This window comes from Burkholderia sp. SRS-25 (assembly GCF_004343765.1).
Lineage (GTDB): Bacteria > Pseudomonadota > Gammaproteobacteria > Burkholderiales > Burkholderiaceae > Burkholderia > Burkholderia contaminans.
Window position 1 is genome coordinate 75,369 of the sequence record NZ_PTXM01000007.1, and the last position, 25,946, is coordinate 101,314.

General features: G+C 67.4%; 25 protein-coding genes and 1 riboswitch. Of the genes, 8 read left to right on the forward strand and 17 right to left on the reverse strand.

Annotated features, from left to right (window positions below):
- Positions 1–33: 33 nt before the first annotated feature.
- From C5O79_RS10565 to thiC, 5 genes are all read right to left on the reverse strand, one after another.
- A complete protein-coding gene (locus C5O79_RS10565) occupies positions 34–1,314 on the reverse strand; it encodes an EAL domain-containing protein (RefSeq protein WP_122474517.1) in 1,281 nt (426 codons plus the stop codon).
- A 454-nt stretch (positions 1,315–1,768) separates the two neighbouring features.
- Positions 1,769–2,695, reverse strand: coding sequence for a DMT family transporter (locus C5O79_RS10570; RefSeq protein WP_122473724.1), 927 nt, complete (start codon positions 2,693–2,695; stop codon positions 1,769–1,771).
- A gap of 143 nt (positions 2,696–2,838) precedes the next feature.
- The gene (locus C5O79_RS10575; protein WP_046545308.1) at positions 2,839–3,087 is read right to left on the reverse strand and encodes a hypothetical protein; all 249 of its coding nucleotides are present in this window, start codon (positions 3,085–3,087) and stop codon (positions 2,839–2,841) included.
- A 192-nt stretch (positions 3,088–3,279) separates the two neighbouring features.
- Positions 3,280–3,492: a glycine zipper 2TM domain-containing protein gene (locus C5O79_RS10580; RefSeq protein WP_039352291.1), complete on the reverse strand. Its 213-nt coding sequence runs from the start codon at positions 3,490–3,492 to the stop codon at positions 3,280–3,282.
- 249 nt (positions 3,493–3,741) lie between these two features.
- On the reverse strand, positions 3,742–5,673 hold the full coding sequence (gene thiC / locus C5O79_RS10585; RefSeq protein ID WP_046545309.1) for a phosphomethylpyrimidine synthase ThiC: 1,932 nt from the start codon (positions 5,671–5,673) through the stop codon (positions 3,742–3,744).
- A 124-nt stretch (positions 5,674–5,797) separates the two neighbouring features.
- Positions 5,798–5,914, reverse strand: a riboswitch (TPP riboswitch).
- A gap of 272 nt (positions 5,915–6,186) precedes the next feature.
- Here thiC and C5O79_RS10590 point away from each other — a divergent pair.
- From C5O79_RS10590 to C5O79_RS10600, 3 genes are all read left to right on the forward strand, one after another.
- A complete protein-coding gene (locus tag C5O79_RS10590; RefSeq protein WP_039352296.1) occupies positions 6,187–6,462 on the forward strand; it encodes a pentapeptide MXKDX repeat protein in 276 nt (91 codons plus the stop codon).
- A 93-nt stretch (positions 6,463–6,555) separates the two neighbouring features.
- Positions 6,556–7,188 carry a cytochrome b/b6 domain-containing protein gene (locus C5O79_RS10595; RefSeq protein ID WP_046545310.1) on the forward strand — a complete coding sequence of 211 codons (633 nt, stop codon included), beginning with the start codon at positions 6,556–6,558 and terminating at the stop codon, positions 7,186–7,188.
- Positions 7,189–7,217: 29 nt separating this feature from the next.
- Positions 7,218–8,006, forward strand: a complete 789-nt coding sequence (locus C5O79_RS10600) for a molybdopterin-dependent oxidoreductase (protein ID WP_046545311.1) — start codon at positions 7,218–7,220, stop codon at positions 8,004–8,006.
- A gap of 85 nt (positions 8,007–8,091) precedes the next feature.
- On the opposite strand, the gene C5O79_RS10605 is transcribed toward C5O79_RS10600, so the two are convergent.
- Together C5O79_RS10605 and C5O79_RS10610 are read right to left on the reverse strand one after the other, a co-directional pair.
- The gene (locus tag C5O79_RS10605) at positions 8,092–8,373 is read right to left on the reverse strand and encodes an XRE family transcriptional regulator (protein ID WP_039352305.1); all 282 of its coding nucleotides are present in this window, start codon (positions 8,371–8,373) and stop codon (positions 8,092–8,094) included.
- Positions 8,370–8,723 (reverse strand): type II toxin-antitoxin system RelE/ParE family toxin, encoded by a 354-nt coding sequence (locus C5O79_RS10610; RefSeq protein ID WP_122473725.1) that lies wholly within the window; start codon positions 8,721–8,723, stop codon positions 8,370–8,372. Before C5O79_RS10610 ends, C5O79_RS10605 begins: the two co-directional genes overlap by 4 nt.
- Positions 8,724–9,226: 503 nt before the next feature.
- Here C5O79_RS10610 and C5O79_RS10620 point away from each other — a divergent pair.
- A complete protein-coding gene (locus tag C5O79_RS10620) occupies positions 9,227–10,471 on the forward strand; it encodes an EamA family transporter (RefSeq protein WP_122473726.1) in 1,245 nt (414 codons plus the stop codon).
- Between the two features lie 21 nt (positions 10,472–10,492).
- Here the strand turns inward: C5O79_RS10620 and C5O79_RS10625 are convergent, their stop codons facing one another.
- The 10 genes from C5O79_RS10625 to C5O79_RS10685 form a co-directional block, all read right to left on the reverse strand.
- Positions 10,493–11,692: an MFS transporter gene (locus C5O79_RS10625; RefSeq protein ID WP_039352313.1), complete on the reverse strand. Its 1,200-nt coding sequence runs from the start codon at positions 11,690–11,692 to the stop codon at positions 10,493–10,495.
- 201 nt (positions 11,693–11,893) lie between these two features.
- A complete protein-coding gene (locus C5O79_RS10630) occupies positions 11,894–12,718 on the reverse strand; it encodes a phosphodiesterase (RefSeq protein WP_122473727.1) in 825 nt (274 codons plus the stop codon).
- Between the two features lie 84 nt (positions 12,719–12,802).
- Complete coding sequence (locus tag C5O79_RS10635; protein WP_122473728.1) at positions 12,803–13,834, reverse strand: ABC transporter ATP-binding protein; 1,032 nt, start codon at positions 13,832–13,834, stop codon at positions 12,803–12,805.
- A 13-nt stretch (positions 13,835–13,847) separates the two neighbouring features.
- Positions 13,848–14,744 carry an ABC transporter permease subunit gene (locus C5O79_RS10640; RefSeq protein ID WP_122473729.1) on the reverse strand — a complete coding sequence of 299 codons (897 nt, stop codon included), beginning with the start codon at positions 14,742–14,744 and terminating at the stop codon, positions 13,848–13,850.
- Between the two features lie 10 nt (positions 14,745–14,754).
- Positions 14,755–15,579 (reverse strand): ABC transporter permease, encoded by an 825-nt coding sequence (locus C5O79_RS10645; protein ID WP_039352321.1) that lies wholly within the window; start codon positions 15,577–15,579, stop codon positions 14,755–14,757.
- Positions 15,580–15,596: 17 nt separating this feature from the next.
- Complete coding sequence (locus C5O79_RS10650; protein ID WP_122473730.1) at positions 15,597–16,625, reverse strand: ABC transporter substrate-binding protein; 1,029 nt, start codon at positions 16,623–16,625, stop codon at positions 15,597–15,599.
- Positions 16,626–16,695: 70 nt separating this feature from the next.
- Positions 16,696–17,721 carry a substrate-binding domain-containing protein gene (locus C5O79_RS10655; protein WP_046545318.1) on the reverse strand — a complete coding sequence of 342 codons (1,026 nt, stop codon included), beginning with the start codon at positions 17,719–17,721 and terminating at the stop codon, positions 16,696–16,698.
- Between the two features lie 971 nt (positions 17,722–18,692).
- Entirely contained in the window at positions 18,693–19,697 is a 1,005-nt protein-coding gene (locus C5O79_RS10675; protein ID WP_122473732.1) for a zinc-binding dehydrogenase, read from the reverse strand.
- Between the two features lie 100 nt (positions 19,698–19,797).
- Complete coding sequence (locus tag C5O79_RS10680) at positions 19,798–20,226, reverse strand: DoxX family protein (RefSeq protein ID WP_046545320.1); 429 nt, start codon at positions 20,224–20,226, stop codon at positions 19,798–19,800.
- Between the two features lie 76 nt (positions 20,227–20,302).
- Positions 20,303–21,424 carry an alkene reductase gene (locus C5O79_RS10685; protein WP_122473733.1) on the reverse strand — a complete coding sequence of 374 codons (1,122 nt, stop codon included), beginning with the start codon at positions 21,422–21,424 and terminating at the stop codon, positions 20,303–20,305.
- Between the two features lie 156 nt (positions 21,425–21,580).
- Here C5O79_RS10685 and C5O79_RS10690 point away from each other — a divergent pair, with 156 nt between their 5' ends.
- From C5O79_RS10690 to C5O79_RS10705, 4 genes are all read left to right on the forward strand, one after another.
- Positions 21,581–22,480 (forward strand): LysR family transcriptional regulator, encoded by a 900-nt coding sequence (locus C5O79_RS10690; RefSeq protein ID WP_046545322.1) that lies wholly within the window; start codon positions 21,581–21,583, stop codon positions 22,478–22,480.
- A 138-nt stretch (positions 22,481–22,618) separates the two neighbouring features.
- The gene (locus tag C5O79_RS10695) at positions 22,619–23,245 is read left to right on the forward strand and encodes a flavin reductase family protein (protein WP_046545323.1); all 627 of its coding nucleotides are present in this window, start codon (positions 22,619–22,621) and stop codon (positions 23,243–23,245) included.
- Between the two features lie 424 nt (positions 23,246–23,669).
- A complete protein-coding gene (locus tag C5O79_RS10700; protein ID WP_122473734.1) occupies positions 23,670–24,902 on the forward strand; it encodes a 3-methyl-2-oxobutanoate dehydrogenase (2-methylpropanoyl-transferring) subunit alpha in 1,233 nt (410 codons plus the stop codon).
- A gap of 2 nt (positions 24,903–24,904) precedes the next feature.
- Positions 24,905–25,945 carry an alpha-ketoacid dehydrogenase subunit beta gene (locus tag C5O79_RS10705; RefSeq protein ID WP_046545325.1) on the forward strand — a complete coding sequence of 347 codons (1,041 nt, stop codon included), beginning with the start codon at positions 24,905–24,907 and terminating at the stop codon, positions 25,943–25,945.
- Position 25,946: the final 1 nt, after the last annotated feature.

Genomic DNA, 25,946 nt, shown 5'->3' on the forward strand with positions numbered 1-25,946 from the left:
GGTGCGGTAGCCGGTCGTCCGCCGTCGTGCCGGCTAGCGCATCACGGTCCCGGCGCTGTCGAGCACGAAGTCGACGCTGAACACGACCAGCCGGCTCAGCGCGTGGATCGCGACGGCGGCCGTATAGCAGTCGCGGCCTTCCGTCAGCGAGAAGTGCGGGCCCATCAGCGCGACGCGTCCGGGCGCGGCGATCGCGCGCTGGAAATACGGGCGCCGCGACCAGTTGCTGTGAGTTTCCGGGAAGAGCGGTGAAAGGCGGGTGACGCCCGCCTGGCCGTCGTCGGTGCGCGCGCCGATCGACGGCAGGAACTGCTCGCCGGTTTCGTCGGTGACGAACACGCGGCGCGCGGCCGGTACCGCGAACACCCGTTGCGCGGCGTCCTGCAGGTTGCCGCTTGCGGAAAACGCCGCCGCGCCGGACAGCACGAGCCGCTCGATCGCGTCGAAGCCGGGCTGCTCGGCGACGACGGGCGTGTGCCGGCGCGCGATGAAGCGCTGCCACGCGGCGTCGAGCATCGCGGGCGCTGCCGCGCTGGCATGCGCGATCGATGCATCGGGCTGGCCGAACTGGAAACCCTGCACGAAATCGATGTCGGCTTCCATCAGCGCCTGCAGCGAGTCGTCGCTCTCGACACCCTCGGCGAGCACCATCGCACCGGCCTGATGCAGCATCGACACGAGGTGATGCATGATGCGGCGGTCCTCGGCCGAACCGGTCGAGCGTACGACGAGCGAGCGATCGAGCTTGACGATGTCGGGTCGCGTGCGCCACACGCGGTCGAAGTTCGAGAATCCCGTGCCGAAGTCGTCGATCGCGATCAGGAAGTCGCGATGCTGGATCATGTCGATCGTGCGCGCGAGCGCGGCTTCGTCGCGTGCAGGCTGTTCGACGACTTCCAGCACGATGCGGTTCGGCGGCAGCGAGAAATGCCGGCACAGCGCCTCGACGAATTCGCGCTGCACGAGGCCCGAGTCGAGCACGCGCGGCGTGACGTTCAGGAACAGCCAGCCGTCGCCGATACCCTGCGCGACGAAGTTGGCCGTATGCAGGCAGCGCGCGAGCCTGTCGAGCAGCAGCGCGTCGGCGTCGGCGCGCGTCTTGTCGAACAGCGCGGCGGGCGAGATCAGCGCGCCGTTCGAATCGACGACACGCAGCAGCGCCTCGTAACCGACGACCCGCTTGTGCGTGATCGACAACACGGGCTGGAACACGCTGCGCAATGTCGTGGTGCGATAGGTGGCGACCCAGCCGCCGGGTGTCGGCGTGAGGCGTTCGAGCAGGGAGTCGAGCGAGAGGTCGCGGGCGGGCTTCATGTCAACGGTGCCCGGGAGTGAGCGGCGGAACGGCAGCGCGCCGCCACGCTGAAGCAGTCGCACGCGCCGGCGGACGCGAAAGGACGTGGGGCATCGAGACCGCCTTCTGCGGGTAAGTGTCTGGAGTGTAACGGGAACGCGGCCGCTCGCGTATCAGGGAAACTCCAGACGCACGCGGGAATGCGACTGCGGCCGGCGCTGCCCGCATGCGCGCCGCGCAAGATCGCCGCGTAGCGTCGGGCGTCGCCGCCGCCGCACAGGACAATCCGTCAGCATGGCAGGCACGCGGGGAGGCGGGAAATCCCGACAGCCGGCAAATGGCGAGCGAAGGTCGCCGTCAGAGGAATGCCGGTCGCACTGCGGCACTATCCGCGGCGCGCCGATGAACGGTCGGCGCCCGGTCGTCAGGCATGACGGCCGGAACGAACGGCGAAGCGTGCACCCGAATGTATCGTCAGGTCGCTTCGCCGCTGCGCGGCCGGATTCCGGGAATCCGCTTGATCACGCCGGTCGCGAGCGCGGTGCCGACGAGCACGATCGCACAGCCTTCGATCATCACGGCCGACACGTGTTCGCCGAGGAACAGCGCGCCCCACAGCAGGCCGAACACGGGGATCACGAACGTCACGGTAATCGCTCGCGCGGGGCCGATGTGTGCGATCAGGTGGAAGAAGATGAAATACGCGATGCCCGTGCAGGCGACGCCCAGGGCGAGTACCGAGGCCCACGCGTGCGCGCCGACCGGCGCGGCCGGCCAGGTGGCGATCGCGAACGGCAGCAGCAGGACGGTCGAGCCGATCATGCTGCCGGTCGCGTTGACGAGCGGATCGACACCGGTCAACTTGCGCTTCGTGTAGTTGGCCGCGATGCCGTACAGCAGCGTCGCGCCGAGGGCTGCCGCGGCGGCGAGCGCGGTCGCGGCAGCGCCCGTTTCGCCGTGCGCATTCGCGATCTGGTTCCACACGAGCGTGAGTACGCCGGCGAAGCCGATCACGAGGCCGAGCGCGCGCGGCAGCGACAGCTTGTCCTTCAGCCACAGGTAGGCCACGAGCGCGCCCCAGAGCGGTGTCGTCGCGTTGATCACCGACGTCACGCCGGCCGACAGCGTCAGTTCGGCGAACGCGAACAGGCAGAACGGGATGCCCGAGTTCAGCGCGCCGACGACGAACAACGGCCACGCATGACGGCGCAGCCGGGCGCCGAGATCGGCGGGTTTGAAGCGCGTGAGCGCGAAGCCGGCGAGAAACAGCGCGCCGATGCCCACCCGCAACGCCATCAGCGGCGCGACGCCGAGATCGACGACGCCGATCCGTATGAACAGGAACGACGCACCCCACAGGGCAGCAAGTACGGTCAGCAGCAGGGCGTTCTTGGGTGACATCGATCGTGAAGGGCGGGGACGGGATGCGGAGAATCTTACACCGCGTTACCGTGCCGTCGTTTCACGTTTCGATGAAATGACAAGAAACGGGAATGTCGCCGGTGGCCGGTGCGGTGCGGCCGCCCGCCGGCGGGCGTGCCCGATCAGTGATGGCGCCAGCCGCCGCGTCCGCCGAAGCCGAAGTTGAGCGAAACCGCCGGTCCCCAATAGCCGCCCCACGCAGGCGCATAGGCCGGTGCCGGATAGTAATAGGCCGGGCCCGGATCGACGTAGACCGGAGCCGGCTGCACGGGAGCCGCCGTGTAATAACCGCCTGGATAATAGCCGTACGGGTAGTAGCAGCCGGCGAGCGTCACGCAGGCGAGCGCCGCGGCGACGAAGGTCCTGTTCATGATGTCTCTCCGGCGGAGCCGGCAATCGGCAGATGCTTAAGCTTAGGCCGCGCGCCGATGACACGGTGTGCAAAACGGTAACGGATCATTTCCGCGGCAGGCTGCCCGCCACGTTGTGGCGCCGCATGCGAAAACGGCGCTTCCGCACCGCGAAAACGCCGTCTGGCTGACCGTCGCGGCGCGTTGCGCCGCTTACTTGCCGACCTGGTTACCGATGATGCCGCCCGCCGCTGCGCCGCCCAGCGTCGACAGCGCACTGCCGCCGATTGCCGCGCCGGCGACGCCGCCGACGCCCGCACCGATTGCCGTGTCGCGCTGGCGTCTCGACATCGAGTCACAGGCCGACAGGCTTGCCACGGTCGCGACGAGCAGCGTGCATATCCCAATACGCCGTATCGAATTCATGATCGTTGTCCTTGCGGTTGTGAACGGAGGACACGCGACCGGCCGGCGGCCGCGCATGAACCCAATCTACGCGCCGTCCCCCGACGCTGCTGTAAGCACTTGTTAAGGCCCGCGCGGTTTCGTAATGAATTGTTTCCGGTGGTTTCCGGTGCGCCGGCAGGCACGCGACATGCGCAAAAAAGCCCGCTCGAAAGCGGGCTTCGTGCCTGGCGAGGCGGTCCGGCGGCCATCGCCGGACCGCGCGTTCGCTTACTGGCGATGATAGATTTCGGCGCCGGTCTTGACGAACTCGACCGCCTTCACTTCCATCCCTTTCTTCAGCGCTTCGGTTTCCGACACACCCTGCTGCGCCGCGAACTCGCGCACGTCCTGCGTGATCTTCATCGAGCAGAAGTGCGGGCCGCACATCGAGCAGAAATGCGCGACCTTGGCTGAATCCTTCGGCAGCGTTTCGTCGTGGAATTCGCGTGCCTTGTCCGGATCGAGGCCGATGTTGAACTGGTCTTCCCAGCGGAACTCGAAGCGCGCCTTCGACAGCGCGTTGTCGCGCACCTGCGCGCCCGGGTGGCCCTTCGCGAGATCGGCGGCGTGCGCGGCGAGCTTGTACGTGATGATGCCTTCCTTCACGTCGTCCTTGTTCGGCAGGCCCAGGTGCTCCTTCGGCGTCACGTAGCAGAGCATCGCGGTGCCGAACCAGCCGATCATCGCGGCGCCGATGCCCGACGTGATGTGGTCGTAGCCCGGTGCGATGTCGGTGGTCAGCGGCCCGAGCGTGTAGAAGGGCGCTTCCTTGCACCAATCGAGCTGGAGATCCATGTTCTCCTTGATCAGCTGCATCGGCACGTGGCCGGGGCCTTCGATCATCACCTGCACGTCGTGCTTCCATGCGATCTGCGTGAGCTCGCCGAGCGTCTTCAGCTCGCCGAGCTGCGCTTCGTCGTTCGCGTCGTAGATCGAGCCGGGGCGCAGGCCGTCGCCGAGCGAGAAGCTCACGTCGTACGCCTTCATGATCTCGCAGATCTCTTCGAAGTGTTCGTACAGGAAGCTTTCCTTGTGGTGCGCGAGGCACCACTTCGCCATGATCGAGCCGCCGCGCGACACGATGCCCGTCATCCGGTTCGCGGTGAGCGGCACGTACTGCAGGCGCACGCCCGCGTGGATCGTGAAGTAGTCGACGCCTTGCTCGGCCTGTTCGATCAGCGTGTCGCGGAAGATTTCCCAGGTGAGATCCTCGGCCTTGCCGTTGACCTTTTCCAGCGCCTGGTAGATCGGCACCGTGCCGATCGGCACCGGGCTGTTGCGGATGATCCACTCGCGCGTTTCATGGATGTGCTTGCCGGTCGACAGGTCCATCACCGTGTCGCCGCCCCAGCGGATCGCCCACGTCATCTTGTCGACTTCCTCGCCGATCGACGACGTGACGGCCGAGTTGCCGATGTTCGCGTTGATCTTCACGAGGAAGTTGCGGCCGATGATCATCGGCTCGGATTCCGGGTGGTTGATGTTCGCGGGGATGATCGCGCGGCCGCACGCCACTTCCGAGCGCACGAATTCCGGCGTGATCTCGGTCGGCGCGTTCGCGCCGAATGCCGCTGCGCCGAACGCCTGGCCCGGGTGCTGGCGGCCCATCATCGCGGCGAGCTTCGCGCCGTTCGGGCCGCTCGCCTTCAGGCTCTCGAGGTACTCGGCGCGGCGCTGGTTCTCGCGGATCGCGATGTATTCCATTTCCGGCGTGATGATCCCCTGGCGCGCATAGTGCATCTGCGTGACGTTCTTGCCGGCCCGGGCACGGCGCGGGTTGCGGTGCAGGCCCGGGAACCGCAGGTCGGCGGTGGCCGGGTCGGCCGCGCGCTCGAGGCCGTACTGGCTCGACAGGCCGCCGAGCACTTCGGTGTCGCCGCGCGCCTCGATCCAGCCTTGGCGCAGCGGGGCCAGGCCCGCGCGGATGTCGATCTTCGCGTCCGGATCGGTGTAGGGGCCCGACGTGTCGTACACGTAGATCGGCGGATTCTTTTCGCCGCCGAAGCCGGTCGGCGTGTCGGCCTGCGTGATTTCACGCATCGGCACGCGGATGTCGGGCTGGGAGCCGGTTACATAGACCTTTCGCGAATTGGGCAGCGGGGCGACGGCCGCGGCATCGACATGAGCGTCGGCGGACAGAAACTTCGGATTGGCGTTCATGCAATCTCCTGTGTGAGCGCCGGACAGGCGCTTCGGCGCTTGCCCGGAGCCCTTGACGTATGTGGGGCTCGAGCTAAGCAGGAGACGAGGCTTGGTGAGGCGGCGGATTTCGTCAGAAGGATGGCGGCGAATTCCGTACGCTTCCCTGCGCTGGCATTATCCAGATCAGGTTCAAAGGGTATTTCTCACCCGCAATGCCGGTTGTTTGACCGGGCGCATTGCAGGACCCCCGCGTTAGCAGGGCACACGATACACTGGCTTGGCGGCGGTTTCAACCGGCAGAGGGTCGGCTGTCCCGGTGCGGCCGCAGCATGGCGGGCGTTGCGGTCGCCCGTCGAAATGGCAGCGCGCGTCGCCGCCGCGCGGCCTCCCGGCCTGGCCGGCCACGGCGAAGCGGTGCAGCATGGCGCGCTTTCGCACAACTTCAAAAAAAATTTTCGCAGCGGCTGTCATTTCCCGCGACGTCGTCCGTCTATTCGGCTCCTTAAACCCATGTTGTTTTGGAGAGATGTCATGAAAAAAGTACTGATTGCCGCTTGCGTCGCCGCTTTTGCCACGATCGCCACGGGCGCCCACGCGCAGAACGATGCGATGTCGCAGCCGGGTTCGTCGATGTCGAAGGACGCGATGGGTCACGACGCGATGGCCAAGGATGCAATGGGCCATGACGCGATGAAGAAGGACGGCATGAAGAAGCATGCGATGAAGAAAGACGCGATGAAGAAGGACGCGATGTCGCACGACGAGATGGGCAAGCCGTCGGGCGACAAGATGGCGCCGTCGAACTGACGAAAGGCGGACGCGGCGCGGCCGGCGCGTGTGTCGCACGACGGCCGCCCGCATCGCGTCCCGTCCTGTCGACTCATACCGGGAGTCTTCATCATGCAAACCGTTCCCGCCACCGGGCGCGCGGCCGCCACGCCGCCCGCGCGCCCGATCCATCCGCTGTGGGTGCGCGCGAGCCACTGGCTCAACGCGCTCGCGGCGATCCTGATGGTGCTGTCCGGCTGGCGCATCTACGACGCGTCGCCGATCTATCCGCCGTTCACGTTCCCGCACGGGATCACGATCGGCGGCTGGCTCGGCGGCGCGCTGCAATGGCATTTCGCGGCGATGTGGCTGCTCGTCTTCAACGGGCTGTTCTATCTGACGATGTCGATTGCGACGGGGCGCCTCGCGCGCAAGATGCTGCCCGTCACGCCGGCGTCGATCTGGCGCGATGTCCGTGCTGCGCTGGGCGGGCGGCTGTCGCACGCCGACCTGAGCGTCTACAACGCGGTGCAGCGTGCCGCCTACCTGACCGCGATCGTCGATCTCGTCGTGCTGGTGCTCTCCGGGCTCACGATCTGGAAATCCGTGCAATTCCCGCTGCTGCGCGAATTGTTCGGCGGCTACGACAACGCGCGTGTCGTGCACTTCTGGGCGATGTCGCTGCTCGTCGCATTCTTCGTCGTTCACGTCGCGATGGCGCTGCTGGTGCCGCGCTCGCTGCTCGCGATGTTGCGCGGGCGCTGACCCGTCAACCTCGGGTGAAGGAAATCATCATGTCGGAATCCGAAAACAAGCGCGACGGTTCGCGCTGGACGCTCGACCGGAAGTCGCTCGAACTCGACGTGCGCCGCGAGCTCGAGATGCCGTCGCGGCGGCTGTTCAACCGGCGCGTGCTGACGCTCGGCGGCCTGACGATGCTGACCGGCTGCACGCTGAAGGACGACGCGTCGGTCAACACGTTCCTCGAAACGGTGTCGCGCATGAACGACCGCGTGCAGGCCTGGCTGTTCAGCGGCGAGCGGCTTGCGCCGACCTACACCGAAGCCGACATCACGCGGCCGTTCCCGTTCAACGCGTACTACGGGATCGACGACGTGCCGCACGTCGATGCGTCGACGTACCGGCTCGTGCTGTCCGGCCGCGTGACGGGCAAGCGCGTGTGGACGCTCGACGAACTGTATGCGCTGCCGCACGCGGAACAGATCACGCGGCATATCTGCGTGGAAGGGTGGAGCGCAATCGGCCGCTGGGGCGGTACGCCGTTCGGCGCGTTTCTCGCCCGCGCCGGCGCCGATACGCGGGCGAAGTACGTCGGCTTCAAGTGCGCCGACGATTACTACGAGAGCATCGACATGCCGACCGCGCTGCATCCGCAGACGCTGCTCGCATTCGACTACGACGGCCATCGGTTGCCGCCGGAGTTCGGTTTCCCGATGAAGCTGCGGATGCCGACCAAGCTCGGCTACAAGAATCCGAAACACATCATGGAGATCTTCGTGACCGATACGTTTCCGGGCGGCTACTGGGTCGACCAGGGGTACAACTGGTTCGGCGGATCGTGAGCGGTGCGGTGCGGTGCGTGGTGTGCGGTGGCGGCGCATGCGCGTGCCGCGACGCATCGGGCATCGCGGCATCGCACGCGACGCGTCACGCGGATTCGCGCACCTGGAGGTCGACGCGCAGGCCGACGGCCGCCGCCATGTTCACGAGGGCGTCGAGCCCGAACAGGTTGATCTTGCCGCGCATCAGGTCGGAGACGCGCGGCTGCGTGACGCCCAGCTGTTTCGCGGCCTGGGCCTGACTGAGCTCGAGCTGCGCGATGCGCTGCTTGAGCGCGATCATCAGCCCGGATCGCAGCTTCATGTTCTCGGCTTCGGCCGGCTGGCCCTCGAGTGCGTCCCAGACGCTTGAATAACGGTCGTTGGTCATCGTTTCCTCTCCATCGTCAGCGCGCGATAGCGCCGGGCGGCCAGTTCGATATCGGCCCGGGTCGTGCGCGCCGCTTGCTTCCGGAAGCAGTGCAGCACGTAGACGGCGTCGGCGAATGTCGCGACGTCAATGATCGGGAACGCGCCGCTCGCATCGCGCAGGCGAATTTCCCGCACGCCGACACCGACGGTACGCATCGGCTTCCAGTCGTCGGGCGCGAACCCGCGTTGTACCTGGTCGATCTGGTGGCTGGCTTCGCGTCGCGCAGGCAGCGGAAAGCCGCGAAGATCCGCGAGCGCGCTGCCGACGAAAACAACAGGTTTCGGCGGGAGAATGGTTGGATTATACAAAATTTTGTATGGCCAGTGCGGGTGTCGAAGGAAGGTCGTCCGGCGCATGAGGTGCGTGAGCCGATCGTCACGATAAGGGGGAAGCGCTGGCCGGCGTGCGGGACTGGCCGTTCGGCCGATGGCTGACCCGATTGCGACGGATGGCATGGATGGCGGTCGGATCGACATCCAGGCAACGCATGCGTGTCGCGTATCCGGCCCCCGATTTCACCCGCCCGCCGGCCGGGAAATGTCGCGCGGAAACATCATTCGTGTTCCTTTCAGACAGGTCCGACGATGCTTTCGAATCCTTGATGCCATAATGCCGAGCGTGCGCAGCCGAAACGGTTGCGCGCGTTTTTTTGTCCCTCTGCCGCCGCTTGCCGGTTCTCTTTCGTCGCCGTTCGCACTGCCATGTCGTTCCGCACGTTCGCTCTGCCTTCCCGGTCCCGCCAGGGCCGTTTGCCGGCATCGCCGGCGTCTTTCAGCGGAGCACTCGGCGTGATGTGCGGGCAGGCTGCGCAATGACGCCGCTCGACCGTCTCCTCGATTTCTTCACCCGCTTCTCGTTCCGGATCCGCCTGCCGCAAAGCCGCGGCGGTCGCGTCGCGCTGGCGCTCGTCTTCATCTATTTCGTCTGGGGTTCGACCTACAGCGGCCTGCATTTCGCGCTGCAGTCGTTCCCGCCGCTGCTGCTGTCGGGGCTGCGCAACCTGCTCGGCGGGATCGGCCTGTTCATCTTCGCGCTGCGGCGCAAGCCCGAATGGCCGACGCTGCTCGAAATCCGCAATGCGGGGATCGTCGGCACGATGCTCGTCGCGCTGTCGTCCGGCACGATCGCGCTGGGGATCAGTCTGGTCAGCAGCGGTTCGGCCGCGGTGATGGTGGCCACGGTGCCGCTGTTCGCGACCGTGATCGCGGCGGTTGCGGGGCGGCCCGTCACGAAAGGCGAGTGGTCGGCCGTCGCGCTCGGGATGGTCGGCATCGTCGTGCTGAACTCGGGCGGCGCGGCCGCGCAGAGTTCGGCGCTCGGCACGATTTGCGTGCTGGCCGGCGCCCTGTTCTGGGCCGGCGGCGCGCATCTCGCGACGCGGCTCAAGCTGCCGTCCGACCTGTTTCTGTCGACGTCGCTGCAGATCGGTCTCGGCGGCATGATCTCGACGCTCGTCGCGTGGCTGGTCGGCGAACGCGTCGAACACCTGATGGTGGGGCCGGTGTTCGCGTTCCTGTACCTGATGGTGTTCTGCACGATGGCCGCGTACGTCGCATACGGTTACCTGATCCGCCACACGAGCCCGATCATCGCGAGCAGCTGCATGTACGTGAACCCGATCGTCGCGGTCGCGCTCGGTGCGCTGCTGCTTGGCGAGCCGGTGACGATGGCCACCGTGATCGCGACCGTCGCGATCCTCGGCAGCGTCGGGCTGTCGTTCGTGTTCGATCCGGCGCGCCGGCCCGCGGCGCGCGCGGCAGCTGCCAGTTCGGCGGCCGCGGCAGCCGCGTCGACGGCGGAGGCAGCATCGGCGCCCGAACAGATCGCGGTGCCGGATGCGGCGCCGATCCTGGCGCCTTCAGCCGTTCAACTGGCCGTGCCGACGCCGGGCGCCGTGATGGATCCTGCCGCGGTCGTCGACCCGGCACCGGCGTTTGCTACGCCACCCAGCGCCGAGCCGGAGCAGGCGTTCGTGCCGCCGCCCATTACCGAACCGGAACCGGCATTTGCGCCGCCGCGCGCCGCCGAACCGGCCGCACCCCGCGCCGACGCGTGATGCGGCCGTGGCCGGTCGCGCTCAGCCGCGCCGGCCCCCGCGATGGTGGGACCAGCCCCCAAGCGCGGTGAACACCAGCCCGGTCGTGCACATGCCGATCCAGCCGAACGCGTGCCATGCCGCGACGCCGGCCGACGAGCCGAGTGCGCCGCCGATGAAATAGCACACCATGTACACCGTGTTGACGCGGCTGCGCGCCTCGGGCTTCAGCGCATAGATGCGCGACTGGTTCGAGATCTGCGCGGCCTGCACGCCGACGTCCAGCACGATCACGCCGATCACGAGCCCGACGAGGCTCGAACCCGACAGCGCGAAGATCACGAACGACAGCGCGAGCAGCGCGATCGCGAGCGAGATGATCGCGCGCGGGCCGCGCTTGTCCGCGAAGCGGCCCGCGTACGGTGCCGCGAGCGCACCCGCCGCGCCGACGATCCCGAACAGGCCGGCGGCTTGCGGGCCGAGATGGAACGGCGCGCCGGCGAGCAGCAGCGTCAGCACGGGCCAGAACGCGCTGAATGCCGCGAACAGCGCGGCGCCCGTCAGCGACGCCTCGCGCAGCCCGCGCAATTCGACCGCCAGATGCCACATCGAGCCGAGCAGCTTGCCGTACGACAGTGTCGACGTCGGCGAGCTGCGCGGCAGCCGCAGCACGATCACGGCGGCGAGCGCGACGAGCGCCGCGACCGACGCGGCGAACACCGCGCGCCAGCCGAAATACTCGGCGACGAAGCCGGCAGCCGTTCGCGCGAGCAGGATGCCGAGCAGCAGGCCGCTCATCACGGTGCCGACCGCATGCCCGCGTTCGGCGGGCGGCGCGATCTCGGCGGCGAACGGCACGGCCTGTTGCGCGATGGTCGCGAGTACGCCGATCGCGAGGCTCGCGACGGCGAGCACGGCCAGCGACGGCGCGGTAGCTGCGACGATCAGCGCGATCGACAGGCCGGCGATCTGCATCAGGATCAGCCCGCGGCGGTCGAAGCGGTCGCCGAGCGGCGCGAGCAGGAACATGCCGGCCGCATAGCCGAGCTGCGTCGCGGTCGGCACTGCGCCGATCCACGAAGCGCCGTCGGGAAACGCCGAGCGGAAGCTGTCGAGCAGCGGCTGGTTGTAGTAGATGTTCGCGACGGACACCCCCGCGATCGTCGCGAGCAGCAACAGCAGGCTGCGCGAATAGTGGGGCGAGGCGGCGTCGGTCGGGCGGTCGGTGGAGGCGGTGGACATGGCTGCGCGAACGGAAGTGGGGCGGCGCAGCGCGCGGCGCACGCGTCGGGTGCGCAGGCGGGCGGGGCGCCGTCGAGGCTGCCGATCATACCGGAGCGACGTGAATCCTGCCGGACGGCGGCAAATCGGCCAAGCCGGACAAACCGGCCGAACCGGTGTATCCGGCCGGCCGCCGCCCGTCATCGTGCGTGCGTCAACCCGTCAATCGACCAGCTCACCCGTCGGTTCATAGAACGGATAAGGCCCCGCGCCTTCGTCGACATACACGTGATGCGACGTCATCCCCGCATCGGGTACATGGTGATGGACCGCGAAGGCCGGCGGTTCGAGCCGGAACGCGGAGGGCGCATCGGTTCGCAGGTCGAATGCTACCTGATGCGCGGGCGACGGCACCGCAACTGCGAGCGTGCCGCCGAAGCGCGTGAACATCGTGCGATGCACGTGGCCGCACAGCACGCGCTCGACGTTCGGGTGGCCGCGCAGCAGCGCGTCGAGTTTCGCGGAAGCGGCGGGCGCGAGGCGCAGCTTGTCCATGTGGCCGATTCCCGACGCGAACGGCGGGTGATGCAGCGCGACGATCACGGGCCGGTCGCGCGCGGCGTCGAGCTGCGCGGCGAGCCAGGCGAGCCGTGCGTCACACAGGTCGCCGTAGCTGGCGCCCGGCACCTGCGAATCGAGCGCGAGCACGCGCACCGCGCCGACGTCGAGCGCGTACTGCACGAATTCGCCCGCCTGCAACTCGGCGCGGTCGGCGAACGCGCGGCGCAGCCCGGCGCGGTCGTCGTGATTGCCGATCATCAGGTAGTACGGAATCTCGAGCGCGGCGAGCAGCCCGTGCAGGTTGCCGTATTCCTCGTCGTGGCCGAAATCGGTCAGGTCGCCGGTGACGAGCACGGCGTCGGGGCGCGGCACGAGCGCGTTCAGTTTCTCGATGCAACGCGTGAGCGCGGCCGCGGTGTCGACGCGCCGGTACGCGAGCTGTCCCGGGCGCTTGATGTGGAGATCGCTGATTTGAGCAAGCAGCATCGTCGTTCCTCGGAATTGTCTGGTTGTTGTCGCGGCGTCGTGCGCCGCGGTGGGGTGCTGCATGAATGATGCCGGAATGACGGTTCAGGCGCCGAGCGCGATCAGGCCTTCCGGTGCGACCGTGAGGCCGACCGCCGTGCCGCGTGCAAGCGCGACGCGGCCCGGCACGTCGATCACGAGCGCATCGGGTGCCGCGTGCTCGATCGTGAGCCGCGTGCGCTCGCCGAGGAACGCGCAGGCACTCACGGCACCGCGCAGCGGCGCATGCGCGGGATCGGCGAGTTGCGCATCCTCGGGGCGAAAGAACCACTCGTCGGCGGCGTGCGGCGTCGCGATCGCGCCGCCCGTGGTCACCAGCGTGCCGTCGCGCCATTGCCCGGCGAGCCGGTTCAGCGTGCCGATGAACTGCGCGACCGTGCGATTCGCCGGGTGGTAGTAGATGTCGCGCGGCGTGCCGATCTGCTCGATGCGGCCTGCGCCCATCACGACGATCCGGTCGCCGAGCTCCATCGCCTCGGCCTGGTCGTGCGTCACGTAAACCGTCGTCACACCGAGTTCGCGCAGCAGCGTATTCATCTCGCGACGCAGCGTGTCGCGCAGCTTCGCGTCGAGCGCGGTCAGCGGCTCGTCGAGCAGCAGCACGTGCGGTCGCACCGCCAGAGCGCGGGCCAGTGCGACGCGCTGGCGCTGGCCGCCCGACAGCTGGTCGATCGGTTTGTCCGCGTGCGCGTCGAGCCGCATCATCGCGAGCAGCTCGTCGACACGCTCGCGCAGTGCGCGCGGCTCGGTCTTGCGGATCTTCAGCCCGTAGCCGACGTTGCCGCGCACCGTCAGGTTCGGAAACAGCGCGTAGTTCTGGAACACCATGCCGACCTGCCGGCGCTCGATCGGCAGTGCGGTGACGTCGTCATTGCCGAACGCGATCGTGCCGCCGGCGTCCGGCGTGTCGAGGCCCGCGATCAGGCGCAGCGTCGTGGTCTTGCCGCAGCCCGACGGCCCGAGCAGCACGAGCGTTTCGCCCGCGCCGATCGACAGGTCGAGCGGTTCGAGCACGCGCGTGCCGCGGAACGTCTTCGCGCAGCGGGTCAGGGTGATGGGAGTGGAATCGAGTTTCATGTCTGCGAGAAATTCAGCGCGGGCGCTTCTTGAGTGCCCGCGTGCCGGACGGATCGACGCCGAGCCACTGCATCGCGACGAGCAGCGGCAGCGTCATCAGCAGGAACAGGATCGTGTACGCGCTGCCCACTTCGAGGCGCAGCGACGCATACGTATCGGCGAGCCCGACCGGCAGCGTCTTGGTGTCGGGCGTATGCAGCATCCACGTGAGGTTGAATTCACCGATCGACAGCGTGAGCACCGCGAGCGCACCCGCGACGATGCCGGGGCGCAGGTTCGGCAGCACGATCGTGACGAAGCGCGTGACGAACGACGCACCGAGGCTCGCCGCGCCTTCCTCGAGCGTGCGCAGGTCGGCGCCGGCCGCGACGGCCGCGACCGCGCGGACCATGAACGGCAGCGTGAACACGACGTGGCCGACGACGATGAACCACAGGCTCATCCGGAACGCGGTGAAGCCGCCGTACACGACCAGCAGCGCGAGCGCCGACGCGAGGCCGGGCAGCGCGACCGGCAGCACCAGCGCCTCCTCGATCGCGCGCGAGACGCGGCTCTTGCTGCGCGCGAGCGCATAGCCGGCCGGCACGCCAACGACGAGCACGATCGCGAGCGTCGCGAATGCGACGTAGAGCGACAGCGCGACCGAGCCGTGATACTGCTGCCACACTTGCTCGAGCCAGCGCAGCGTGAGGCCGCTCGACAGGCCGCGGAAATAGTTGACGGTGAGACCCGCGAGCACCGACATCACGACGGGCACGATCAGGAACGCACACAGCAGCAGCGTGACGCCCCATTGCAGCGCGGCGATCACGCGCGCGCCGGTGACGCGCGGCGCGCGGCGGGCGACGCCGTTCGCCTGCGCGGGAGCGGGGGCCGGCGACGGCGCGGAAGAGCCGGAAAGCGATTGCATGCAGGAATCCTCAGGCCGCGGCGGCGGCGGTGTGGCCGGTGAAGCGGCGTGCGAGTGCGAGCACGGCCCAGGTGACGATGCCGAGTACGATCGACAGGCCGGCCGCCGTCGCGATGTTCGCGTTCAGCGTGAACTCGGTATAGATCGTCATCGGCAGCACGTTCAGGTCGGTGGCGAGCGTGAACGCGGTGCCGAACGCGCCCATCGCGGTCGCGAAGCAGATCGCGCCGGCCGCGATCAGGCCCGGCGCGAGCGCGGGCAGCACGATGTCGACGAAGATGCGCCACGGCGATGCGCCGAGTGAACGCGCGGCTTCCTCGAGCGACGCGTCGAGCTTCGACGCCGCCGCGATCACGGTGACGATCACGCGCGGAATCGAGAAGTACAGGTAGCCGACGAACAGCCCGGCGACCGAATACGCGAATACCCACTTGTCGCCGGTGAGCTTCGCGGACAGCATGCCGATCAGCCCCTGCCGGCCGGCGAGCATGATCACCATGAAGCCGACGACGACGCCCGGGAACGCGAGCGGGAACGTGAGCAGCGCGAGCAGCACGCGCTTGCCCGCGAATTCGCGGCGTGCGAGCAGGAGGCCCGAGATCGTCGACAGCACGAGCGTCGCGAGCGTGACGCCCGCGGACAGCGCGACGGTCTCGCCGAGGCTCTTCATGTAGCGCGCATTGCCGAGCAGCGCCGCATAGTGCGAGAAGAACGCGCCGTCGGCGGACACCTGCACGAGTGCCGCCATCGGCAGCAGCCAGAACGCGGCGAACACCGCGAGCGCCGGCGCGACGAGCGCGACGCGCCAGCGCAGCGGGAAAGTCAGGTCGAGCATCGATGAGGTCCGGCCGCTTACTGCATGACCTGCAGGTATTGCTGGCCGAATGCCTGCTGACCGGCCGCCATCTTGCCAAAGTCGACCGGTTTCGCACGGGCGTACTCGCTTGCCGGCAGGAACTTCGATGCGATGTCGGCGCCGAGCGCTTGTGCGCGCACCGGGCGCAGGTACGCATTGGCCCACAGCTTCTGGCCTTCGTCGGACAACACGAAGTCGAGCACCTTCCTGCCGTTCGCGTCGTGCGGTGCGCCCTTCACGAGACTCATCACGTACGGCACCGCGATCGTGCCTTCCTTCGGGATCACGAACTCGACGTTCGCGCTGTCCTTGTACTTCGCGCGATACGCATCGAAGTCGTAGTCGAGCAGGATCGGAATCTCGCCGGACAGCACGCGCGCATAGGCGGTTTGCTTCGGTACGATCGGCGCATTGGCCTTCAGCTTCCTGAACCAGTCGAGCGCCGGCTTGAAGTTGTCGAGGCTGCCGCCGAGCGCCTGGTTCACGGCCACCGCGCCCGCATAGCCGACGAACGCACTCGACGGATCGAGATAGCCGACCATGCCCTTGTATTCCGGCTTCAGCAGATCGGCCCACGAACGCGGCACCGGCTTGCCGTCGAGCGCGTCCTTGTTGACGAAGAAGCCGAGCGTGCCCGAGTGGATCGCGAACCAGTAGCCTTGCGGGTCCTTCAGGTTCGCGGGGATGTCGTTCCAGTGCGCGGGCTTGTACGGCACGATCACGCCCTTGTCCTTCGCCTGGAACGCCGACGACACGCCGAGATAGACGACGTCGGCGACCGGGCTCTTCTGCTCGGCGATCAGCTGTGCGATCGACTGGCCCGAGTTCTTGTTGTCGAACGGCACGCGGATGCCGGTCTTCTGCTTGATCGCCGCGATCTGCGCGGCCCAGTCGGCCCATTCGGGCGGGCAGTTGTAGCAGATCGCCGTTTCATCGGCGTGGGCGGCGGGCGCGCCGGCGATGAGCGCGGCAAGGGCTACGGGCGCTGCAAGCGCGCGCAGCAGCGAGGTCAGGCGAAAGGACACGGTGAGTCTCCGGGCGAGGGTGAGGCGGCTGGGGTGGCGTGGCTGTGTGCGGGGTATGTGGCGCGCGCGTTCAGGCCTTGCGCAATTGCAGGTCGGTGGCCGGCGGCGCGATCGTCGCGCCGTCGCGCACCACGTGCGGCAGGATCAGCGACGTGCGTTCGATGGCGACGCCGCCGATACATTCGACGAGACGCTGCCACGCATGGCGGCCGATGTCGCGGTTCGGTGTTGCGACGCTCGCGAGCGGCGGCGCGAGCAGTTCGCCGAGCGCGATCCCGTCGAAGCCGAGCACCGACAGGCCGTCCGGGACCGAGAAGCCTGCGCGGCGCAGCCCGCGCATCACGACCATCGCGAGCAGGTCGTTGCTGCAGAAGAGGGCGGTCGGGCGCGTCGCGTGCGCGGTGAGATGCGCGAGCACGGCGTCGGGCAACTCGGGCGCGTTGAAGTCGACTTCGACGGGCGGCAGCGCGGCAACGCCGCTTTCCTCGAGTGCCTGCGCATAGCCGAGATGGCGCTGACGCGCACGATCCGACGCCGCGAGCGAGCCGGCCAGCATCAGCACGCGGCGGTGGCCGCGCGCGGTCAGCAGCCGCACGCCGTCATACGCGGCGCGGCGGTTGTCGACCGACACCGACGGGCGTCGTTGCGTGTCGTTGTGCATCAGCACGTAGTGCGGGCCGTCGCGGTCGAGCATGTCGAGCAGCGGGTGCGTGTCCGCGTCGGCGACGGTGAGGATCAGCCCTTCGACGCGCTGCTCGCGCAGCGTCTCGATCGCGTGACGCTCGCGCGCGGCATCGTATTCGGTCGTCATCAGGATCAGCTTGAAGCCGGCTGCGGTCGCGAGCTCGTCGATGCCCTGCAGGCAGTCGGCGAACACGGGGTTCGAGAGCGTCGGCAGGACGACGCCGACGAGCCGCGTGCGCTCGCCGCGCAGTTGCCGGCCGAGCGGACTCGGGCGGAACTGCAGCGTGTCGATCGCGGTGCGGATCGTCTGCAACGTGGCGGGGCTGACGGTATGCGGTGCGTTGATCGCACGCGAGACGGTGGCGATCGAGAAGCCCGCGAGGGCAGCGACGTCCTTGATGGTCGAGGTCATGAAATAACGCGATGTAAACGTTTTCGGCCGGGGAATTATCGAAAACGTTTGTGACTTCGCGATGACGCTGGCGACGCTTGTTTCGCAAAAAAACACGACACAAACGTCTGACGGATGAGGCCGCCGGACGACGCGTACTCGATTGTATCGGGGATGGTGCGGTGCAGGAGGAAATCGTTGCCGGCGGCGCGCGGGCGGCGATTACGCATGATGATGCCGCCAGACGGCGCGGGTATCGCGATGCGGCACCGCAGAATAAGGGAACGCATGCGCAAGCAATGGTAGAATCGCGTCCGCCCTCTTGCCGGGGTGATGAAATTGGTAAACATAGCGGACTTAAACGATTGAGTGCCCGACCGGAAACGGTCGGTGCAGAACCCTTCAAATTCGGCGAAACCCCTGATGCGCGCATCGAGGCAACGCCGAGCCAAGCCTCGCGGCATCCGCGAGGAAGGTGTAGAGACTAGACGGGGGGCGCCTAAGGCGCACGGGCAGCAGGCACGCCCATGCGCGATGGCGAAGGCATAGTCCAGCGCACGAACGGTTCGCGCACGCGAAGCCGGCTTTGAAAGAAGCAGTGTGACGAAAATCCGCCGCCTTAATTGGCTTGCCGGTTCAAGTCCGGTCCCCGGCACCATCGATTGCGTCGATGAAGAACGGAAAAAACCCGCGAGAAATGAAGCGCTCGCGGGTTTTTTATTTGGGCAGCGCCGCCATCGACGAGATGGCTGTGACGCGAGCCCCGGCGGCGCCTGAACCTGATGCGGAAAGGGCGGTTTCGAGTACAGGTCGACCGGATTCGTCAGTGTTCCGGCAGTGGGGGCGCATCGGCGGCATACGCCGCGGACGGACCGACTGCGGCCAGCGCGGCCCGTGCGCCAGGATTCCCGATGACATGCCGGCACGACACGTGCATGCCTGGTTCGTTATCGTCGTCTTTGAACAGAGGCTCCGTGAGAGAAACCGGCCGTTCACTCGACGCGCAGAATCAGCTTGCCTGTCGTTTGACCGGCTTCGAGCGCCTGATGCGCATCGGCAATCGCGTCGAACGCATAGCTGCCCCCGATCAGCGGCTTGAGCTTGCCTGTCGCCAGCAGTCCGAACAATTCGGTGAGAGTCCGGCGCACGACTTCGTCGTTCAGGAACGCGTACAGCGCGAAGCCGGACACCGACCGACAGCCGAAGATCAACGCGTTCATCAACGCCTCGTCGACCGTCAGGAGTTGACCGCTCGCGGCACCGTAGCTGACGAATCGACCATATACCGCAAGACCGGACGCCAGCGTGCGGGCGACGGTCCCGCCGACCGAATCGAAGACGACGTCGACGCCTTCCTGTCCGGTGGCGTCGCTCAATCGGTCGGCCCAGTGCGCATCGCGATAGCTGATGGCCGTATCGGCGCCGAGCGTTTGCACCGCATGCAGTTTGGCTGGCGCGCCTGCGAGCCCCGTGATCGCGCGCGCACCGTCGAGTCTCGCCAGCTGAATCAGCATCGAGCCTACGCCGCCGGCCGCGGCGGTGATCGCGACCGTGCGCGCGGCCACGGGTGTTTCTCGCAGCAGCACGCGGGCCACCAGCCCCTGGAGCATCACGGCGACCGCATCGTCGTCGGAGACTTCGTCGGGAATCTTGGTAATCAGCGCGGCGCGCAGGGTCACGTATTCGGCATAGCCGCCGGTTGCGCGCATCGCGCCGAATAGCGGCGCCGCAACGCGCGCGCCGATCCGGATGTCCCGGACGTTCGCGCCGACGGCAGCGACGGTGCCGACGACTTCCGAGCCGGGCACCGCAGGCAGCGTCAGCGCCGGGCCCGGATAGGTGCCGGCGCGTTGCAGCGTTTCCGCGAAGTTCAGTCCGATGCGCGTGACGCGCACGAGGACTTCGTCCGCGGCAGGTGTCGGACGTTCGATCACGACGGGACGAAGGACGGAAGGATCGCCGACCCGCTCGATCTGGATGGCGTACATGGTGGTCATGAAAATATCTCGCTTGAAGGGGGGCGTTCGCCCCCGGGGGATGAACGAAGTGCTGGCCCGAATCGGCCGCGCAGCCGTGTGTCGCCGCGGGCCTGACGCATCAGTCCGGTTGCGCGCGATCGAACGCGATACGGCCGGCGCCATGCAGGAACAGGGAGAGCAGGCCGCCTGCCATCGACAGGTTCATCATGAAGAACGTCTGCTGCGTCTGGTCGCCGCCGCCGTGGAAGATCACCGCGGCGATGATCGAGAAGATCGCGAGCCCGAGCGCCGCGAGCCGCGTCATGAAGCCGATGATCAGCGCGAGGCCGCCGGCAACTTCGACGACGATCACGAGCGGAAGCAGTGCGCCCGATACGCCCATGTGTTCCATGTACTGCTGGGTACCTGCGTAGTTGAAGATCTTGCTGATCCCCGCGCCGAGGTATACGCCGGCAATGAGGACGCGGACGAGCACGGACAGTACGAGGTTGACGACCGGCGTTTGAACGGTCTTGTTGTACAGCACACGGTTGATCGAATTGATCATATGGAATCCATAATGAATAGGTTGGTGAATCGTTGAGCCGGCCGGGTGCCCGACCTGCTCTCGGGCGATCGACGGCTTATGTTTCGAGCGTCGGGTAGTCGGTGTAGCCGGCCTCGCTGCCGCCGTACGCGGTGGACATGTCCGCGTGCGCGAGCGGGCGATCGTGCTGAATGCGTGTGACGAAGTCGGGGTTGGCGATGAACGGATAGCCGAACGACACGAGGTCGGCATGGCCGTCGTCGAGTGCCTGTTGCGCGCGCGCCTTCGTGTAGCCCCCGTTCGCGATGTAGAACCCGCCGAAAGCACGACGCAATGCGCGGTAGTCGAACGGCGGTGCCTGGTCGGCCGCGCCCTGCGGAATGCCTTCGACGACGTGAAGATAGGCCGCGAGACCCGTCAGCCGGTCGGCGAACTGGTCGAACAGCGCCTGCGGCCGGCTGTCCGCGATGCCGCCGAAATGCGGCGTGACCGGCGAAATGCGGACGCCCACGCGCGTGGGGCCCACGACACGTCCGACCGCACGTACGACATCGAGCGGCAGCCGGATACGGTTGTCGATCGTCCCGCCATATTGGTCCGTGCGCCGGTTCGTTCCGTCACGCAGGAACTGATCGAGCAGATAGCCGTTCCCCGCGTGAATTTCGACACCGTCGAAGCCGGCTCGCAACGCGGCTTGCGCCGCATGCGCGTATTCCTCGACGAGGCCGGGCAGCTCGTCCGTGCCGAGCGCGCGCGGAACGGGGTGCGGTTTCGGTCCGCTCGGCGTGAATGCCTGCCCGTCCGGCTGGATGGCCGACGGCGCGACGGGCAGTGCGCCGTCGGGCTGCAGGTCGGGATGACCGATGCGGCCGACGTGTGCGAGCTGGACGAAGATCCGGCCGCCTTCGCGATGCACGGCATCGGTCACGCGCTTCCAGCCGTCGATTTGCGCATCGCTGTAGATCCCGGGCGTGAACGGATAGCCCTTGCCGAGCGGCGAGATCTGCGTGCCCTCCGTGATGATCAGGCCCGCCGACGCGCGTTGGGCGTAGTAGGTGGCATTGATCGCACCGGGCGCATCGCCGGCGCCGGCACGGCTGCGCGTCATCGGCGCCATCACGATGCGGTTTCCGAGCGTGATCCCGCCGAATTCCAGCGGGTCGAACAACGTGGCGCCGGGCAATGTCGTCCGGCGGGGAGGAGAGGTGTCGAGCGTCATGTTGACGTTTTCCGGTTGTGTTCATGGGGCGTCGAAGCGCGATCCGGGAGGCCCGGCATGCACGCGCCGAGCGCTGCTGAGCAGCAATTTAGGAGAATGTCGTGATCCAAACAATCGTCTAAAATGGATCGTTAGAATCTATTTTCTTGATAGCTAATGGAGCGAAGCCCCAATCTGGATCAACTGCGTGCCTTCATCGCGGTGGTCGAGGCCGGCAGCTTTTCCGGCGCGGCGCGGCGGCTCGAGCGCGCGCAATCCGTCGTCAGCTACGCGATCGCCAACCTGGAGTCGTTGCTGGGCGTGGCACTGTTCGAACGAGGGAAACGGCGGCCGACGTTGACGGCGGCCGGTGAAATCGTCCTCGCCGACGCACGGCGGCTCGACATGCTGGCGGGCCAGTTGCTGGCGAAAACCGCGGGATTGCGCGGCGGAGTGGAAGCCGAACTGTCGCTGGCGGTGGACGTCATGTTTCCACTGGCCAGGCTGGTCGAGGGGCTCAGCGCGTTCGCCGACGAATTTCCCACGGTCGCGCTCAACCTGACGATCGAGGCACTCGGCGGCGTGCTAAAGCTCGTGGTCGACGGCGGCTGCGCACTCGGCATCAGCGGCCCCGCGCAAAACTGGCCGGACGTGATCGACGCGACCTCCATGGGCGCGATCGACCTCGTCACCGTCGCCGCGCCCACACATCCGCTGGCGCAGCGCCGCGGCCGTGTTTCGCTATCCGAGGCGCGTGAACATACGCAACTCGTGCTGACGGATCGAAGCAAACTCACCGAAGGGCAGTCGTTCGGTGTGTATGCGACCCGGACGTGGAAGACCGCGGACCTCGGCGCGAAGCATCGGCTGTTGCTCGAAGGGCTCGGCTGGGGCTCGATGCCGACGCATTTGATCGAGGACGACCTGCGGCAAGGCCGGCTGGCAGTCGTGCGGTTGTCGGACCGCGATGTGTTTCGATACGAGATGTCGTTGATCCGGCGGGCCGATCGTGCGAGCGGGCCGGCGACGCAGTGGCTGGTCGACCATCTCACGCGCCTTGGCGAACCGGACGCGTGAAACGCGACGCCGGCTCTCCGCGTCACTGCACTGAAAACCGCGCCATGTGATACTGGCGCGCACGTTGCATCGCATACCTTTTTCGCCATCGGCAAACACGCCTCGCCGGCCCGCCTGAGTTTCGCCACACCACCCGTCATGACCGACTCGACCCATCACTATTACGAACCCTCGCAAGGCCACGGCCTGCCGCACGATCCGCTGAACGCGATCATCGGCCCGCGCCCGATCGGCTGGATCGCCTCCCGCGGCGGCGACGGCACGCTCAATCTCGCGCCGTACAGTTTCTTCAACGCGTTCAACTATCGTCCGCCGATCATCGGTTTTTCGAGTACCGGCGCGAAGGACAGCCTGCGCAACGTGCAGGAGACCGGCGAGTTCGTGTGGAATCTCGCGACGCGCGATCTCGCCGAGCGGATGAACCAGACTTGCGCCGCCGTGCCGTACGAGGTCAACGAATTCGAACTCGGCGGCTTGACCGCGGTGCCGTCGCGTGTCGTCAACGTGCCGCGTGTCGCGGAAAGCGGCGTGAACTTCGAATGCAAGGTGACCGACGTGATCCGGCTGCGCGATCATCATGGCGTCGAGACGCCGGCCACGCTGGTGCTGGGCGAGGTCGTCGCGGTCCATATCCGCCATGACCTGCTGAAGGACGGCATCTTCGATACGTTCGGCGCCGGCATCATTCTTCGTGCGGGCGGCCCGTCCGCCTACGTGCACGTGAAGCCCGACAGCCGCTTCGACATCTTCCGCCCCGACGCGTGACCGGTCGCGCGCCGGAGTAAGCCGGCTAGCCGGGCCACCGGGCCCGGCCGCGGCCGCCCAGAAAGACCCCGCCGAGATCGACGATTTCGCGGGGTCTTTTGCGTCGTACCTTCGCATGACCGCCGCGCGCACGACCCGTGCGCGCCCCGATGCCCGATCGCCGCCGGCCAGGCGACCCTGCGACCCTGCACCGCAGCAAACCCGTGCTGCGCCGATGCCACCGGTCGCCCCGACGCGCCGAAGCGATTCCCCATGGCAAATCTGCTCACGACGAACGAGCGGCTTGGGCATCGACGCCCGCCGCCGCAAGGCATAGATTTCCGAGGTTGACGTGCGTATCCGCACGCCAGCTCGCGCGCAGGCCGGCAACCGGCCTGCGCGTTCCCAAACAGCGTGAGACACAATCGAGCGTGGAGACGACACGATGAGCCTGTCAGAGCCATTGCGTCTGCATGTGCCGGAGCCCACCGGGCGCCCGGGCTGCAAGACGGACTTTTCCTATCTGCATCTATCGCCGGCCGGCGCCGTTCGCCGCCCGCCGATCGACGTTGCCGCGGCGGACACCGCCGATCTCGCCCGCAGCCTCGTGCGCGTGCTCGACGACAACGGCAAGGCCGTCGGCCCGTGGGCCCCGGATCTCGACGATGCGCGGCTGATCGCCGGCCTGCGCGCGATGCTCAAGACCCGCATTTTCGACGCGCGCATGATGATCGCGCAGCGTCAGAAGAAAATCTCCTTCTACATGTTGAGCCTCGGCGAAGAGGCGATCGGCACCGCGCATGCGATGGCGCTGCGCGACGGCGACATGTGCTTCCCGACCTACCGGCAGCAGAGCATCCTGATCGCGCGCGACGTCCCGCTCGAACGGATGATCTGCCAGCTGATGTCGAACGAAGGCGATCCGCTGAAAGGCCGCCAGCTCCCCGTGATGTACTCGGACCGCGAAGCCGGCTTCTTCTCGATCTCCGGCAACCTCGCGACGCAGTTCATCCAGGCGGTCGGCTGGGCGATGGCGTCGGCGATCAAGGGTGACACGAAGATCGCGTCCGCGTGGATCGGTGACGGCGCGACGGCCGAATCCGATTTCCATACCGCGCTCACGTTCGCGCACGTGTACCGCGCGCCAGTCGTGCTGAACGTCGTCAACAACCAGTGGGCGATCTCGACGTTCCAGGCGATCGCGGGCGGCGAAGGCACGACCTTCGCCGGGCGCGGCGTCGGCTGCGGGATCGCGTCGCTGCGTGTCGACGGCAACGACTTCCTCGCGATCTATGCGGCGTCGAGCTGGGCGGCCGAACGTGCACGCCGCAATCTCGGCCCGACGCTGATCGAGTGGGTGACCTACCGTGCGGGCGCGCACTCGACGTCGGACGATCCGACCAAGTACCGGCCGAGCGACGACTGGTCCCATTTCCCGCTCGGCGATCCGGTCGAGCGCTTCAAGCGCCACCTGATCGTCAAGGGCATCTGGTCGGACAGCGCGCATGAAGCGCTGACGGCCGAGCTCGAGGCCGAGGTGATCGCCGCGCAGAAGGAGGCGGAAAAGTACGGGACGCTGGCCGACGACCGGATCCCATCGCCCGCCTCGATGTTCGACGACGTGTACAAGGAGCTGCCCGCGCACCTGCGCCGTCAGCGCCAGGAACTGGGAGCGTGATCATGGCGCAACAAGAGACAGGCACGGCAACGCAGCCGATGACGATGATCCAGGCGCTGCGCTCGGCGATGGACGTGATGCTCGGGCGCGACAGCGACGTGGTGGTGTTCGGGCAGGACGTCGGCTATTTCGGCGGCGTGTTCCGCTGTACGGAAGGACTGCAGAACAAATACGGCAAGTCGCGCGTGTTCGATGCGCCGATCTCCGAGAGCGGGATCGTCGGCGCAGCGGTGGGAATGGGCGCATACGGGCTGCGCCCGGTGTGCGAGATCCAGTTCGCCGACTATTTCTACCCGGCGTCCGACCAGATCGTGTCGGAAGGCGCGCGGCTGCGCTATCGCTCGGCTGGCCAGTTCACCGCGCCGATGACGATCCGCATGCCCTGCGGCGGCGGGATCTACGGCGGGCAGACGCACAGCCAGAGCCCCGAAGCGATGTTCACGCAGGTGTGCGGGCTGCGCACGGTGATGCCGTCGAATCCGTATGACGCGAAAGGGCTGCTGATCGCGTCGATCGAGAACGACGATCCGGTGATCTTCCTCGAACCGAAGCGGCTGTACAACGGGCCGTTCGACGGCCATCACGATCGGCCGGTCACGTCGTGGCTCAAGCATCCGGCAAGCGCGGTGCCCGAGGGCTACTACACGGTGCCGCTCGATACGGCCGCCGTGGTGCGGCCCGGCAACGACGTGACGGTGCTGACCTACGGCACGACGGTGCACGTGTCGCTCGCCGCGGCCGAGGAGACGGGCATCGATGCGGAGGTGATCGACCTGCGCACGCTGTGGCCGCTCGACCTCGACACGATCGTCGCGTCGGTGCGCAAGACCGGGCGCTGCGTCGTGGTGCACGAGGCGACGCGCACCTGCGGCTTCGGCGCGGAGCTGGTGTCGCTGGTCCAGGAACATTGCTTCTACCACCTCGAAGCGCCGGTCGAGCGCACGACGGGCTGGGATACGCCGTATCCGCACGCACAGGAGTGGGCGTATTTTCCGGGCCCGACCCGGGTCGGTGAAGCGTTGCGACGCGTGATGGAGGCGTGAG